We start from the raw sequence: 13588 nt of genomic DNA, 5'->3' as shown, positions 1-13588 counted from the left end.
GGGGTCTGCCGTGGGCTGAGGTCCGCGCGCAGCCGTACCGAGCGGACCGGGTAGCGGTAGGCCCGCGCCGACGACGGTGTCGACCACGAACTCGGCGACCAGATCAGGCAGGGCGGGCTGGTTCTCCAGGTCGCCACGACTGGCCCAACCGGCACTGAAGCGATGTCCGTGCCACGCGTGCTCGGACCCGGCACCTGCCAGCCGCCAGCCCATGTCGCGCCGGACTGTGGGGTTCAGCGGGGTGGTGTGGGCGACCAGATGCAGGTCACCGGCCGCGTCGTACTGCTCCAGCAAAGGCAGAGTGGAGCCTTCAGGGAACCGGTGATCACGCCGATCACCGCTTCCGACGTAGTGCGGGAACGCCCCTTGATCCAGGCCCGCTTGCCCGGCAGATTGGGCTGCGCAAGCCCTTTGACCACCACACTTTCGATCCCTACGGCTCCCCAGGCGGGCTCCAGCCAGTCCTGTGCCGTGGCGCGGTCGGTCGTGTTCGGGCACGTCGTGAACGGAGCGCCGAGCATGTCGCAGGCGAAGAGGTCCTACAGGACTGAACGTCGCTCGCGATAAGGGCGGGCCAACTACGTGCTACCGGCGACCTCCAGAACGTCGAAGACGATCAGATGGGCGGGCAGGTGTTCTGGTGCCTGAGCAGCACCGGGGCCCGGCGGCGCGCGGCTCTGGAGTGCGACGAAGTCCAGCCGACCGCCGTGCGGTACAACGAGTTCGCCGTCCAGGACGAGCAATCCGCCCACTCCGGAAGCTGCCTCGGCGATATCCAGGTACGCCGAAGTGAGGTCGATGCCCCGCCGGGACTGGAGCAGGACCTGTCCGGGACCCGCGAAGAGGATGGCGCGGCATCCGTCCGTACCAAGTGATCTGGGAAACCCTGGCAGGCATGGCAGTCGCCGACGGCATCACGTTTCCCATCGACTCGGTGTACCCGCTGGACGAGGTACGCGCCGCCTACATCAGACTCGGTGAACCCCACACCCGAGGAAAGATAGTGCTGGCCTTTGGCGACACCGTGCCCCTCAGACGCATCTGACCTCAACTCTCCGGAAGTACCCGCTGCCACCCGGGAGGCAGGCCCCGCCTTGCGCGGGCGTGCGGATCCCGGCCCCGCATGCCCGGAAGCACCGAAGGGACCTCAGGGCTGGGTGTCTGAGGCCGGCCGAGCCCGGGCGGGTAGCGGGATGACGGCGGCGCCTTGGCGCAGGACTGCGTTTTCGAGCGTGAGCTGTCTGAGGGCCTCCTCGTACAGCTCCAGGGTGCGGCGCAGGTCGGTGTTCTCCTGCCGCAGCCGGCGCAGGTTCGACTCCGTCCGCCCGCTGGTCTCGTCGCCTGGCGCGGGCTGGGCGGGCGCCGGGATGCGGGGCCGGAAGTGCTCGTCGATCAGGTCGTTGTAGTGGCGGTGGAAGGTGGCGTGCGGGATGCCGAGGTGCCGCTCGACGGCGGCGACGGTGGGGCGGTGTCCGGTGGCGGCGGCCTGTTCAAGGACGGTGTCCATGGTGGCTTTGACGGTGTCGGCGTCGGGCAGGGCGCGTTTCACGGCGTGGGCTCCGGGGTGTGGCGGGTGAGGAACGCGGCTGTCTCGCGGCGTTGTTCTTCGAGGCGGTTGCGGATGTAGGGGGCGAGGCGGTCGCTGTCGGCGAGGGCAGTGTCCAGGTCGGTGAGGTGGCTGGCCAGGGCCTGCCGGTTGGCGGGGGTGAGGGCGGTGTTGCGGCAGGCCAGAGGCTGGCAGTCGGCCATGACCGGTGTCTCGGCGGGGCCGGAGGGTGTACGGCACAGGGCGCGGTCGCGCTGGTAGACGCAGGTGACGAACAGGCCTGGATGCAGGTGTGGGTCGTGGCGGGCGACGATGCGGCGTAGCCGGACCTCGTCGGTGACGACCTGGCCGTCGAAGACGGCATGGCGCGCGAACTCGGCGAGCCTTGCTTCGGCCTCCGCGCCGGCTGGGCCGGTCAGCGCAGGCCGGTCGCCATCTGCGCTCATCTCGGCGAGGTACTGGCCGCGGGCGAGGGCTTGTTCGGCCTCGACCTCGTCGCGGAAGCCGGAGTCGCTGGTGCCGGCGTAGCCCTCGAACATCTGGATGCGCTGGTGGCGGTACTGCAGGGCGCCGGCGATGGTGCCGCCGGGTCGGCGGGCGATGAACCAGGCCAGGGTGCGGCGAAACTGCCGGGTGGTCAGGCGCGGCTGTCGTCCCCGGTCCGCGGGGACCCGGTCCGGCCGGTCATGGGCCAAGCAGTAGGCGTTAATCCAGCTGATCAGTGCCGTCATGTCCTTGATGGTGGTGTTGCTGCCCGGTACGTGGTGTTGGTCCTGGCGTTGCCGGTGACTGGGCGAGCTGGGCGGTTTGGCGAACAGGTAGGGCTCCTCGTTCGGTTGAAGCCGTTCCAGGACGGCGACAGCGCGGGCAACCGGGGCAGTGACGATCCAGGTCGCTGCCACGCCGTGGGCCTCCTCGCCCTTGAAGGCGAGACTGTGCAGCCGGTACCGGTAGACATGGCCGTCCGGGGCACGCTGCACACTCACGCAGCCGCGCTTCAGGTGCTTGATCTCCGCATCGCGCATCCCGGAGAGGTAGGCGATCACGATCCAGCAGGACACCTGCAACAGCCGCTCCATACGGCCCGCCTCGTAGTACGAGATGTACGGCAGCCACGGCAGCCCCTCCAACTGCCCCCGGACGCTGTGGGTGAGCGGGCAGTCGGTGTCCACTCCCAGGTCACGGGCCACCTCAGCGATTATCCGCAGAGGTGCGCCCTTGTTCAGCCGGTACTTGGGAAAGCCCAGCAGCCGGGCCAGGTGGCTGACGCTGGGGAACACCTCTGGCCGGCGTCGCGCGGGGGCCAGGCGCGGCGGTGCCGCGGGCAGCCGCTGCCCGCGGCACCGGTAGTCGTCGAGGAGCGTGTGCAGCGCCGCCACCGTGTCGGGGCCTGCCGGTGGGCGGGCGTCAATGGCGTCGCGCTCGGCGCGAGCGGCGAGGACATCGTCGGCGAAGTCGTCGACCCAGCGCAGCGCCCAGGTCAGCAGGGGCCCGAGGACCTGCTCGGGGACGCGGTCGGTGAGGTTCTCCCCGCTGCGCCGGGAGTGGGCTCGCACCCAGGCCTGCCAGGCAGGGCGCCGCAGCGGATCCTGCGCAAGGTGGTCGGGAAGCCGGGTGCGGTAGGCCCACAGCATCCGCACGCCGCGGCGGTGGCCCTTGGTGGCGCCGGCCGACAGCCGCAGGGCGACCACGTCCCGGTGGTAGTCGTCCAGGTCGTCGCCGGTGATCTGCGCCAGCGTGCGGCCGTGGCGATCCGCCCACGTCAGGAAGCGGCGCACGCAGCCGTAGTAGGTGCGGATGCTGCTGATCGAGATCGGCAGTTCGCCGGGCGGGGTGTCCTGGGTGAGCAGGGCGTAGAACAGCCGCTTGGCGGTAGCGCGCAGCGACGGTGGGACCAAGGTGAAGTCCAGCTTGAACGGCATGTGGTCGACGCGCAGCCACGCCGGTGTCAGCACCCAAACGTCGTCGGCGTAACGGGAGGTCTCCTCCAACGCGCAGTCGGCGCGCAGCGGACGCCCGGCCAGCACCAGGGCGTCGCCGGGAACGAGCCCGGGCTGTGCGGCGAGATCGACGGCACTGCTCACGCCTGCTCCTTCGGGCCGTCCAGCAGACTGAGCGGCAGGACGGGCTTGGCCTTTATGGCCGCGGCGCGCTGGGCCGGGCTGAACCGGGGCAGGAGGTCGCGGGTGATGATCTGCCAGGTCGCCCCGTGCCGGGCTGCCCACTGCTCGGCGTCCCGCCGCTGCAGGTCCTCGCGCAGGGTGTCGGTCAGCGCGAGCAGTGCGGGCAGGTGCCGCGCCAGTACCAGGGCATTCGGGCAACCGAAGCAGGCCAGGAACGACTCCCGGCACCGGCCGCCGTCCGGACCGTGCTCGATATCCGCGCACGCGGCGGCGAGCGTGTCCAGCTCACCGGCCGCGGCCCGCTGCCGCACATCCTCAGTCACAGTGCCGGCATCCGCGCCGCCCAGGCGAAGCACGACCGCGCGGGCGTGCTGTTCGGCGTCTGTGATCGCCTCGGTCAGGACCTCGGCGGCCCACTCGGTAATGAACGGGTCCCCGCGCAGATAGTGGGCGAAGGACGTCTCCGCCGTGTTCGTCAGCCGTGCGGACGGTAGATGTCCGCCGACCTGCTTGGCCGTGCGGGCCTCGACCGTCTTCTTGATCCGGGTCAGCTTCATTCGGGCAACCGAAGCAGGCCAGGAACGACTCCCGGCACCGGCCGCCGTCCGGACCGTGCTCGATATCCGCGCACGCGGCGGCGAGCGTGTCCAGCTCACCGGCCGCGGCCCGCTGCCGCACATCCTCAGTCACAGTGCCGGCATCCGCGCCGCCCAGGCGAAGCACGACCGCGCGGGCGTGCTGTTCGGCGTCTGTGATCGCCTCGGTCAGGACCTCGGCGGCCCACTCGGTAATGAACGGGTCCCCGCGCAGATAGTGGGCGAAGGACGTCTCCGCCGTGTTCGTCAGCCGTGCGGACGGTAGATGTCCGCCGACCTGCTTGGCCGTGCGGGCCTCGACCGTCTTCTTGATCCGGGTCAGCTTCATCTGCAACGGCGCCCCGTCGTCCCCGGCCAGACCGTGTTGCTGGGCCCAGTGGCCGAGGTGGAGCTTGCGGGCCAGCTCGGCGTCGAACGGGCCGGTGTGCCCGCCGGTTGAGGCGTTTCGGACGGCGCCGTGCCCGTTGCCGGCCCAGATCGACCACACCGCCGCCGTGCCGGAGAAGGCGCGGCTGCGGGCCATGATCCGGTGCAGCAGCAGATAGAAGCTGCCCGCGGTCCGCAGCTGCCGGGCCGGGTCCGCGTCAACGCTCCAGTGCACGCTGGTGCGCGAGTTGGCCTTGCCCCGACGGCGTTTGGTCAGTGTCACCGCCACCGCCCGGTCTTCCACCAGCCGATGCTTGGAGGGCAGTTCCTTGAGCGTCTCCGGGTTCCGTCCGGTCAGCCCGGCCGCGTAGACCAGCAGCGGGGTGAGGTCCTCGGCGACCACGAACAGCTGCCGCGCCTGCTCGTAGCAGGCCGCCGGGAACTCGCCCACCGCCAGGCCGCGGAAGTCCACCTGGACCCGCCCGGTGCGGGCCATCGCCTCCAGCCGTGCCCCCTGTCCCCGGTCTGCGACGGACAGCGAGCCGGGCCGGTGCAGGAACTGCTGCAGGAGCGCCTCGCCGGCCGCGATCCGGTCGCGGATGGCCACGACGTCGGAACGGGCGGCGGCCATGATTGCTTGGAACTCACGGTCGGAGTACCCGGGCTGGCCGACCTGCTGGGCGTCCACGCCGTGCCCCCGCTGCCCTACAAAGTCCGCCACCTGGCTGTCCAGCCGGTCCTGGGCGGGCAGCGCCCGCATGAGCAACAGCAGGTCCTGCAGATTCTTGCGGGCCGACTTCTCACTGCACGTTTGTCGCCGGGTCATCAGATACCGCTGCAGATGACGCACCCGAAGCTCCTCCACGCACCCCGGCGGCGCGGGCAACTGGTCCAGGAGCAGGAAGAACCGCTTGACCGACTGCCAGTGGGACGTCGCCGCCCGCTGCGTACGGCGCCCGCCGCCCGGCCCGATCCGCGCACCGAGCGCGTGGGCGAAGTCCCGGTGCAGCCCCTCCAGCGGCAGCTCCTCGAACCGGAAGACGCACTCGCGGCCGTCCTCCCCGGTGAAACGGACCACCGGTGCGCCGCCGTCCTCGGGCAGTTCCACTGTGGGCGGCGGCTGATAGAAGCCGTCCGGCACCGCCGCCGTACGCCCGCGCCCCGCGCGCGCCGGATCCCCGCTCACGCGGCCACCTCCGACCGCTCCAGCCAGCCCTCCGCGCTGAAGCCCGCCGGCTCCCACGCCCCCTCCGGCACCAACTCCAGCCGCGTACGCATCTCCAGCTCCTGCAACGTGTGCAGATAGATCGCCGTGGTGGTCGCCGACCGGTGACCGAGCCTGATCCGCACCCAGTTCAGCGGATCCCCGAACACCCGCTGATAGGTCAGCCGCTGCTGCTCATTCATCTCGCCCAGCGCCTGCAGATGCCCGCGCCACAACAGCTCAAGAGTGATCACCGCGTACGAGTGGCGCAGCATGTGCGGCGTCGCCCGCACGCCGACACCCTGTGTGCGGCAGCGGGCGTTGGCATCGGCGAAGACCTGCTTCCACCCGGACATGCTCATTGGCAGGCCCCACTGGTTCAGCCACACCATCGCCGGCTCCCACCCACCCCCCGGCGTGGCCACCAGCAGGCGCCGCCGCTCACCGGCATCCAGCCGGGCCACCGGCAGCCACCGGCCCGCCATCCGCACCACCGGTCTGGAGGGGTCCTCCACCAGCAGCGAGCGGCGGGTGGGGGTGTAGAAGCCGCGCGAGCGGCCGTAGTCGAGGCTCTCGCGCCGATCCCACTCCATGTAATCGCGCACATCCCGCAACGCGGACACCGGCCAGTACACCGCCCGCCCCGAATAGCCCTTGGCGATCGCCTGCGGCAGCACCGTACGGGCGTTGACGATGCCCGACCCGGCAGACGGCATCTCCGGCAGCTCGAACACCGTCAGTGCCGACTGCTCGCACAACCGCAGGCCCGTACGGACCATGCTGTCCGCGTACGCCGCGTTCCGCGCCGCCCACCGGCCACGAAACGACGGCCGAGGCAGCTCTCCCGCGTCGAAGCCGCACAGCCCCACGTTCCGCCACACCCGGTACGAGGCGGGCGGCAGCCACTTCACCTCGCGCCGCGGCCCCGTGTGCGACGCCTCAGCCGGAACCTGCCGCACGGCTCCCCGCCCGGCGCCGCCGGTCCACGGCGACCACGCGGCCGCAGCGCGTTGTCGGATCGGATTCGCCCGTACAAGATCCTGCTCGATCGCCCACAGATAGAACTGGTTGACCGTAGACACCTCCCGGTCCCAGGTGCCGTCTTCAACACGCGGCCCATGCTCGTCCCGCCGGCGCCACCACTCGTACACCGCGCGGTCGTCCACCGTCGCATCCCGCCACCCGCATTCGTCTCGCGCAAACCACAAGAAGTCGAAGAACGTACGCAGATCACGAGCGTGGGCAGCCTGCGTGTTCCACGGCGACGACGCCAGCCACACCGAGAAATACCGGTTCAGTTCGACGTCGTATTCGCCCTTCGGGCTGAGCAGGAACGGCTGGCCCTCCGGCACACCCCGCTCGTCCAACCATCCATCGAGTCCGGCGAACAGCAAGCCGAACTCCCGCATGAACGGCGTCACTTCGCGTGGCCGCGCCAGCTCCCGGCGAGTGAAGTGCACCCGCCATCCCGTGATCGACATGGCGCCGGACTCTATCCCGCGGACAGTTCAACAGCGCATAAGTGAAGTGGGACGGCTTTCGGGCTCTCGTCTCCGTCGACGCGGGCCAGGTAGCGCTGCGCTCCAGGCGTGGCACCGAAATGGGGCCGTCGTTTCCTGAGGTCGTGGCCGGGGTCGTGCAACTGCCGGACGCGACCGCGCTGGACGGCGAGCTGGTCGTATGGGATGCCGCGGGCCGCCTCGCGTTCGAGCGGCTGCAGAACCGGCTTGCCCGGCGTGGTGCCGGGGCGGCCCGGGCGGCGGAGGAGGGGCCGGCCCACTTCGTCGCGTTCGATCTGTTGCGGCTGTCCGGGACGAATACGACCGGGTGGCCGTACTGGCGGCGCAGGGCCGCGCTGGAGTCCGTGTTCGCCGCCCGCCGGCTGTCTGCGCCGTGGGTTCTGTGTCCGTCGACCACCGAGGCCGACGTCGTGCGTGAGTGGCTGATGTGGGCGTCGGTCGGGATGGAGGGCGTGGTCTTCAAGAGGCTGGACGGCGCCTACAAGCCGTCGGTGAGGGGTTGGGAGAAATACAAGGTCCGCGAGACGAGCGAGGCGATCGTCGGCGCAGTCACCGGCCCTCTGTCTGTTCCCCGCACGTTGCTGCTCGGCAGGTACGACGACCAAGGACGGTTTCAGTACGTCGGCCGCACCACCTCCCTCTCTCAGGCGGCAGGTGCAGCGATCGCCGGTCTGCTCACTGCGGCGCGGCGCGGTCATGCGTGGACAGGTCGGTCGTTCTCCGCTGGATGGGGCAACCGGGAGAAGCTGAACGTCATGCTGGTGGAACCCGAGCTGGTGGTGGAAGTCGGCGTCGACGTCGCCCGCGACGCCTCCGGCCGGTGGCGGCATCCCGCACGCTGGCACCGTGCGCGCCCTGACCTCTCCCCTGCCGACGTCCCCCGTCTGACGTCACCGCCGCGCTGAGGCGGCCGGGCGCGGCGGCCCCGCCGACGCGCAATCGGCTGAGCGCGCCCCGATCCCCTCGCCCGCCGCCCGGGGCCTGTCCCACCCACCCACTTCTCTTTTCTTCCTGCTGTGGGGTGTGGACTCGGGGGCGTAGAGGGGATGTCGGCCTCCCGACCACGGCAGGGTCAGCGTGGTGACCTGCGGATTCACGGGTGGGCGCAAGGCACCAAGAGGGGCAACACGAGAAGCGCCCAGCCAGGGCGCAACTTCAGCGGGCGCCGACCGTGCGCTGACCAGCCGTGGTCAGGGCTGGACGCGGCACGGCCGGAAGCGTGGTCGGGGTTATGGCTGGGTTCTAGATGATCAATTCCAAGGGATGCCTGCGGAGGGTGTGGAGTGGGCGGCGGCCGAAGCCACCGCGAGACGGTCAGGCGGCGGGCTGCCGGCCCTGGTTGTCGAGGCGGCAGCGGGCGGTCAGGCGTCAGGGTCGACTTCGGGGTGCGTGAACCGCACGGGCTTGCCCAGCGACCGGGCGTAGGCGATTTCGGCTCGAGTGCTGTCTCCGATGTAGTCGCCGACTACGAGCACCTCATCAGCGAGCCGGATCTTCGCCCGGTGCAGATCGTCGAGTCGAACCTTCAGCGCCTCGGCCTCGACAGGATCGGACCAAAGTTCGTGCGGCGACTTCATGTCACAGCCCGGTTTGACGACAATCTTTCCGGCTTTGGTCTCCCGCAGATCGGCCTCGTTCATCTCGGTCATGAAGCGGGTGGAGCCGCAGATCACGACGATACGCGGGAGGCTCAACAGCTTCTTCGCGTCGGCGAGCTTCTCCTTGGGGGTGAGCAGTTGCGGGTATGACACTGGTTCCTCCTGGTGGTGTGGTCCAAGGGGTGCCTGCGGAGACGAGAACGAGGGTTGACCGCCGCGATCTGGCACAACGACGCCACCGGACAAACCGTCCTACACTCACTGATCGCCTACGATCACTGGCTCCTTGGAATAGATCATCTAGTGGTCGGAGCGACCACGCTGCCGACCGCCGTGTCGGCTACCGCGCTCCGCCGGACGCCCGGACGGGTGAGGCGTGACACACCGACCGCAGCTTGCCGTTGGCGTGACCAACTGGAGCCGCGAAGGGCGGTCTGCCGGTTGCCGGCAGACCGCCTTTCGCCTTCTACTCGCGCGCGTGGCTGTTGTGCGCCTCCACCATGTGCTCGATCACCGGGCGGATCGCGGCCATGACGCCGGGGTCGGCACACCGCACCTTTGCCATCGAGTCCTCGACATGCTGGCGTGTCATCCGAGCGCCGATGAGGCCGCAGTTGTAGGGCTCGTCTGCTCGGATGAGGAACCTGATGGCCAGACGGAAGTAGGTCATCTGCACGTCAGTCAAGCCGCAGGCCTCGGCAAGCTGGACGGCGGCTTCCATGATGCTGCGGTCGTGCCGCTCCTTCGCTGCGATGATCCCGGCCTCACACTCGGCCAGCTTGGCGCGGCCAGCATCTGTCCCCGCCTCTTGCGCCTCCTGGCGCCGGGCTTCCGAGTAGGGGATGTTCTCCTGCGCGGCACGGTGCCGGGTGGCCTGCTTGCGCGCTCGGTTGGTCGTCACAACGACTCCCTGTCCCGGTCACGTCGCCCACGCCTGCGACCGGCTGAGAGTGCCGTTTCTTGATTGCGTGATTCGAAGAACCTTGGCCGCAGCGCCGACTGGCGTGGGCAGTTCGGCAGGGCACCGGCAGACGCTGACCTGCCGCTCTGGAGCGTAGCCGACACCACGAGGCAGTTTCATTTACCCGCGCGGGTGATTCGACACTCCAGCAGCAGGCGCATTCCATAAGCGTGCCCAGTCGACACGGGCCGGCCAATCCACCTCTGCGAGGTAGGCGATGACGTCTTCAGCCGGCCGGGATCTCGTCGAGGCCGTCGAGGACGGGAAGGAGCAGATCGTGAGTGAGGAGGGTGCGTGGGATCTCCGGGCGGCCGTTGCGGCCCGGCCTCGACGCTGTAACTTCCGCAATTTGTCCTGGACGGCGGGGGGGCGCGACAGGGGCGGGTGTAGCCGGCTCTGTCGCGGCAGCCGGGGGGGCGCGTCCAGCCAGTTGTGTGCGGCCAGCGCGAGACCGACCACCGCGGCTAGGGCCACGGACACAGTAAAGGCCTCCACATACAACGTGGTTGCCACGGGGGTTGCCTGACCACCCGGCTCGTCGATGACTCTGATGGCAGTCAGTGCTCAAGACGGAAGCTGCGTTCAGCGTCGCTGCGAACCCATCCCTCGCCCTGCGCTTGGGCGTCGGGATCGCTCCTCTTGGGACGGACGTCCACAAATGCCCGGTATCGCGCTGACCGCCTGCGCCGTTCTTCTTGCCGCGATCGTGTCCTATGTCGCTCTTCCGTCCGGGCTGGGCGAGGTGGCACTGGTGACGGTCGCGGTAGCCGTATCAGCAGCGCTCAGCAAGAGGCGTGAGCTCACGGTGAGTCGGATGCGGATTCCTGAGCCGGGCGGATTCCGTCCGGCTCTGGAGGCGGCCAGGCTGGCAGGCCTGACCAACGGACTGAAAGTCGCATGGTGGGCCGGTTTCTCGACCGCAATCGTGGTGTTGCCTTCCGGGGCCGGGCTGCCCATCACTCTGCTGGCTGCTCTCCTGCTCGGTTTCGTGACGGGACTGCCTTTCGGGCTGGGAAAGGGGCTGGCCGTCGGGCTGGAGACCGGGCTGGGGGGCCCGCCTGCGAAGGAAGCACACCCCTGGCAACTCCTACGAGACGATCTCCTGCTACGCCTGGCAATCGGACTGATGGTCCCGCTGGTGGCCGTGACAGCAGCGCTTCTGCTGCTGCTCGGGTTGACACTCACGGGCCCTCGCCCGACGTTTGAGCAGACCGCAGCCGGGCTGGCGATCGTCCTGGTACCACCCACGACATTCGCACTGGTGCTCACGCTGGTGCGCGCCCCAACGCGCCGGTATCTGATATTCCTGCTGTACTCCAGGGGTCGGTTGCCGTTCCGGCTGGTGGTCTTCCTGGACTGGGCGTGTGAGGCGGGACTGCTGCGCTACGCGGGCCCGGCTTACCAGTTCCGGCACCGCGAGCTTCAGCAGTGGCTGACCGTCCACCCCGAGCCCGCAGAGCCGCCGGCCGGCCTGTGACCGCCCGGCGTCTGGCGTGAACGGCCACTGCCGTCTCGGCGGCGTGCAGAGACTGCTGGTCGGGGTGCAGGGGCTGCCCTCAACGGGACAAGGCCAGGCGCCCACACGGGGGCCGTCACGCTCCCCGCCCGGGCACCTGGAGTTTCCAGGGCTCGCTCAGAGCCTCGGCAGCAGCAGGCTGGGAAGGTGCGGGTGCCGCTGGTGCTGCTGGCCGTCGTAGACGTGCAGGGTGAACGTCTCCGGCCTCGGCCGGTCCGCCTCGTCGTAGGCGCTGAACACAGTCTCAATCCGCTCCCACAGCCGCAACAGACCGCCCTCGCGAACCTCCCACCGACCCCCGGCCGGGGTGAGGGTAGCGGCCGAGCCGGTCACGACGTCGACCAGATGCACGACCTGGCATCCCAGATGTCTGGCAGTGACCGCGGTGGCGGCCGGGGCCATCCTCGCCATGGTCGCCGACACGATGATCCCCGAAGCGTTCGACGACGCCCACCTGGCCATCGGCCTGATCACCGTCAGCGGCTTCCTCGTCTCCTTCGCCCTCTCCCACACCTGATGTGGTGAACGGTGCCGCCATGCCGTACCAGGCGGCGTCTGAGGCAAAGTGCCCTGTGCGTCTGGTGGTCGTGAGCGCCACAAGGGTGTCACAGGCGTACGGACGGCAGGATGCAACAGGCGGCAGGCGGCAGGCGGCAGGCGGCAGCCCAAGCTGCGCGAAGGCGGCCGCCGACGCGCTACGACGATCGACGCGCTGTTTCACCCTTCCCAGCGTGCCCCCGGCAAGTTCGCCCGGCGCCCCGCTGCGGCGGTCAGGGGCTGTCGCCGGAGTGAGTAGAAGCGGCACATCACACCCGGGCGGGGCGTGCGGGGTTCGCCAGGGTGCAGGTCGTACAGGGCGGCCGCGGGCAAGCACTCGGGTGCGCGCCCGCGCACCCGACCACTGCGGTGGGCTGCGGTCCCATTCCTCCGGGGGGTTTACCCAGTGGGCCTGGCGAAGCGGTCTCACCCACCTCATAGCGTACTCGATGTAGCCAGTCGGCTACCAAGAGTGAAAGGGGATTGGGATGCGTCCCACAAGTGCGGGTCGACTGCTGGTTCTTGCCTCGGCAGCCCTGATGCTGGTCGGCGGAGCGAGCGTCGGCGCGGCCCAGGCCCAGTCGGCTGTCGGGCCCATCACGTACTCGATCGAGTTCTCCAACCCCCGCGAGAGCGACGACAACGACCTGCCCGAACCTTACGGCGAAGTCGCCGTGAGGGCGCCGTGGGGCCAGCAGACCGCCCTGTGGGAGCACCCGGACCGGGACATCAACACCCCCACCCTGCCGCGCTATCCGCTGTTCGGCGGCGCCGAACACCGGTACGTCCCCCACCCCGTCACCGAGGTGTGCGCCTTCGTGGGAGAGGACGACACCGGCATCAACGACGACGACATCCTCGCCGACGGCTGCGTGCCCTACACAGGCCCCGGCGAGTACACCATCAGCGCCGAAGGCGGATCCGTGACCGTCACCATCTACAACTTCGGCTGACCCCCAGCGCACTGTTGCCCCGGAAGGTCTGCCCTTCCGGGGCAACAGTGTCCGCGCGCCGCACGCAGCTGACGGGGACCTCGCGGTGGCACTCTTCCTGCGAGAGGCGACGGTGCTGGCCACACCGACGACCAACCTCCTCCAGCACGGACCCGCCGCAACCATGCGGCGCCCCGTGCGCAATCCCGAACACCGGGTCGGCTGGACGGATCAGCCGGCGCCGTAGACGGGTGCGCAGCAGGCGACTGCGCACCCGTTCGCGGTCTGCGCAATGCCCCGACCACAGGCCCGACCAGCGCAGGTCACAGCATTGCGCAGACGCCCGGAGACAAGGTTTCAGCGGGCGACAACCGGTGTGATCAGCGCGGCAAGGGCCGTCACTCCCGCGAGCCCGACAAGCAGCGGCTGCACCCAGGCCGGGTGTCGACGGGCGAGATAGGCAAGGCCGCCGACGACGAGGAGGCCGACAAGAACGAGAAGCAGGACGACGAGCAGCGCCAGCGTGGACATGGAAGCGAATCCCCTGTGTTGGTCGGTGTGAGAGCACGTAGGCGGCCGGGCAGGCCACAGGTAGTGGGGCTCAAGCTGACGGGCGCCGGCCGGTGAACGGCAGACCGGACGGCCTGGGGCGGCGGATTGCGCGATCTGCCGTTCGAAGGTCTCGAGCT

Annotated in this window: 16 protein-coding genes and 1 pseudogene; 6 read left to right on the top strand and 11 right to left on the bottom strand. The window is 69.7% G+C overall.

Translation table 11 applies throughout. The annotated features are described in order from the left end of the window. Positions 1–233: 233 nt before the first annotated feature. Positions 234–521: a DNA ligase-like domain-containing protein gene (locus OG736_RS47035; RefSeq protein ID WP_327188307.1), complete on the bottom strand. Its 288-nt coding sequence runs from the start codon at positions 519–521 to the stop codon at positions 234–236. A gap of 57 nt (positions 522–578) precedes the next feature. Then, a complete protein-coding gene (locus OG736_RS47030; protein ID WP_327188332.1) occupies positions 579–821 on the bottom strand; it encodes an ATP-dependent DNA ligase in 243 nt (80 codons plus the stop codon). 74 nt (positions 822–895) lie between these two features. Here OG736_RS47030 and OG736_RS47025 point away from each other — a divergent pair, with 74 nt between their 5' ends. After that, positions 896–1045, top strand: a complete 150-nt coding sequence (locus OG736_RS47025) for a zinc-binding dehydrogenase (protein WP_442817227.1) — start codon at positions 896–898, stop codon at positions 1043–1045. A gap of 102 nt (positions 1046–1147) precedes the next feature. On the opposite strand, the gene OG736_RS47020 is transcribed toward OG736_RS47025, so the two are convergent. From OG736_RS47020 to OG736_RS47000, 5 genes are read right to left on the bottom strand one after another with little or no spacing between them, the layout of a single operon-like run. Further along, a complete protein-coding gene (locus OG736_RS47020) occupies positions 1148–1549 on the bottom strand; it encodes a hypothetical protein (RefSeq protein ID WP_327188305.1) in 402 nt (133 codons plus the stop codon). Beyond that, the gene (locus OG736_RS47015; RefSeq protein WP_327188304.1) at positions 1546–3630 is read right to left on the bottom strand and encodes a site-specific integrase; all 2085 of its coding nucleotides are present in this window, start codon (positions 3628–3630) and stop codon (positions 1546–1548) included. Before OG736_RS47015 ends, OG736_RS47020 begins: the two co-directional genes overlap by 4 nt. Further along, entirely contained in the window at positions 3627–3992 is a 366-nt protein-coding gene (locus tag OG736_RS47010) for a hypothetical protein (RefSeq protein ID WP_327188303.1), read from the bottom strand. The genes OG736_RS47015 and OG736_RS47010 overlap by 4 nt, the downstream gene beginning before the upstream one ends. Next, the gene (locus OG736_RS47005; protein ID WP_327188302.1) at positions 3985–5817 is read right to left on the bottom strand and encodes a hypothetical protein; all 1833 of its coding nucleotides are present in this window, start codon (positions 5815–5817) and stop codon (positions 3985–3987) included. Before OG736_RS47005 ends, OG736_RS47010 begins: the two co-directional genes overlap by 8 nt. Continuing rightward, a complete protein-coding gene (locus tag OG736_RS47000) occupies positions 5814–7316 on the bottom strand; it encodes a site-specific integrase (RefSeq protein WP_327188301.1) in 1503 nt (500 codons plus the stop codon). The genes OG736_RS47005 and OG736_RS47000 overlap by 4 nt, the downstream gene beginning before the upstream one ends. A 41-nt stretch (positions 7317–7357) precedes the next feature. Here OG736_RS47000 and OG736_RS46995 point away from each other — a divergent pair, with 41 nt between their 5' ends. Further along, complete coding sequence (locus tag OG736_RS46995) at positions 7358–8260, top strand: ATP-dependent DNA ligase (protein WP_327188300.1); 903 nt, start codon at positions 7358–7360, stop codon at positions 8258–8260. Between the two features lie 456 nt (positions 8261–8716). Here OG736_RS46995 and OG736_RS46990 read toward each other — a convergent pair whose 3' ends face one another. Together OG736_RS46990 and OG736_RS46985 are read right to left on the bottom strand one after the other, a co-directional pair. Beyond that, complete coding sequence (locus tag OG736_RS46990) at positions 8717–9106, bottom strand: hypothetical protein (protein ID WP_327188299.1); 390 nt, start codon at positions 9104–9106, stop codon at positions 8717–8719. A 313-nt stretch (positions 9107–9419) separates the two neighbouring features. Next, on the bottom strand, positions 9420–9854 hold the full coding sequence (locus OG736_RS46985; protein ID WP_327188298.1) for a hypothetical protein: 435 nt from the start codon (positions 9852–9854) through the stop codon (positions 9420–9422). A 718-nt stretch (positions 9855–10572) separates the two neighbouring features. Between OG736_RS46985 and OG736_RS46980 the strand changes: the two genes are divergently transcribed. Next, positions 10573–11391 (top strand): hypothetical protein, encoded by an 819-nt coding sequence (locus OG736_RS46980; protein ID WP_327188297.1) that lies wholly within the window; start codon positions 10573–10575, stop codon positions 11389–11391. Between the two features lie 156 nt (positions 11392–11547). Here the strand turns inward: OG736_RS46980 and OG736_RS46975 are convergent, their stop codons facing one another. After that, positions 11548–11781, bottom strand: a complete 234-nt coding sequence (locus OG736_RS46975; RefSeq protein WP_327188335.1) for a hypothetical protein — start codon at positions 11779–11781, stop codon at positions 11548–11550. Positions 11782–11803: 22 nt separating this feature from the next. On the opposite strand from OG736_RS46975, the pseudogene OG736_RS46970 reads away from it, so the two are divergent. The 3 genes and pseudogenes from OG736_RS46970 to OG736_RS46960 form a co-directional block, all read left to right on the top strand. After that, a pseudogene (locus tag OG736_RS46970) lies at positions 11804–11947 on the top strand (ZIP family zinc transporter); the annotation flags it as partial. Between the two features lie 508 nt (positions 11948–12455). Continuing rightward, a complete protein-coding gene (locus tag OG736_RS46965) occupies positions 12456–12920 on the top strand; it encodes a hypothetical protein (protein ID WP_327188296.1) in 465 nt (154 codons plus the stop codon). Between the two features lie 85 nt (positions 12921–13005). After that, positions 13006–13146, top strand: a complete 141-nt coding sequence (locus tag OG736_RS46960) for a hypothetical protein (RefSeq protein ID WP_327188295.1) — start codon at positions 13006–13008, stop codon at positions 13144–13146. Between the two features lie 110 nt (positions 13147–13256). Here the strand turns inward: OG736_RS46960 and OG736_RS46955 are convergent, their stop codons facing one another. Then, a complete protein-coding gene (locus tag OG736_RS46955) occupies positions 13257–13430 on the bottom strand; it encodes a hypothetical protein (RefSeq protein ID WP_327188294.1) in 174 nt (57 codons plus the stop codon). Positions 13431–13588: the final 158 nt, after the last annotated feature.

The sequence above is a fragment of the Streptomyces sp. NBC_01334 genome (genome assembly GCF_035983595.1).
In the GTDB taxonomy this organism is placed as follows: Bacteria; Actinomycetota; Actinomycetes; order Streptomycetales; family Streptomycetaceae; genus Streptomyces; species Streptomyces coriariae.
Note: the sequence above shows the minus strand (reverse complement) of the source record. Positions and strands in the feature narration are given on the sequence as shown.

What these genes read in the sequence shown, in the direction of transcription:
- OG736_RS46955 (WP_327188294.1), bottom strand. Translation starts at nt 13,430, where the DNA reads ATGTCCACGCTGGCGCTGCTCGTCGTCCTGCTTCTCGTTCTTGTCGGC.
- OG736_RS47025 (WP_442817227.1), top strand. Translation starts at nt 896, where the DNA reads ATGGCAGTCGCCGACGGCATCACGTTTCCCATCGACTCGGTGTACCCG.
- OG736_RS47000 (WP_327188301.1), bottom strand. Translation starts at nt 7,316, where the DNA reads ATGTCGATCACGGGATGGCGGGTGCACTTCACTCGCCGGGAGCTGGCG.
- OG736_RS46965 (WP_327188296.1), top strand. Translation starts at nt 12,456, where the DNA reads ATGCGTCCCACAAGTGCGGGTCGACTGCTGGTTCTTGCCTCGGCAGCC.
- OG736_RS46980 (WP_327188297.1), top strand. Translation starts at nt 10,573, where the DNA reads ATGCCCGGTATCGCGCTGACCGCCTGCGCCGTTCTTCTTGCCGCGATC.
- OG736_RS47035 (WP_327188307.1), bottom strand. Translation starts at nt 521, where the DNA reads ATGCTCGGCGCTCCGTTCACGACGTGCCCGAACACGACCGACCGCGCC.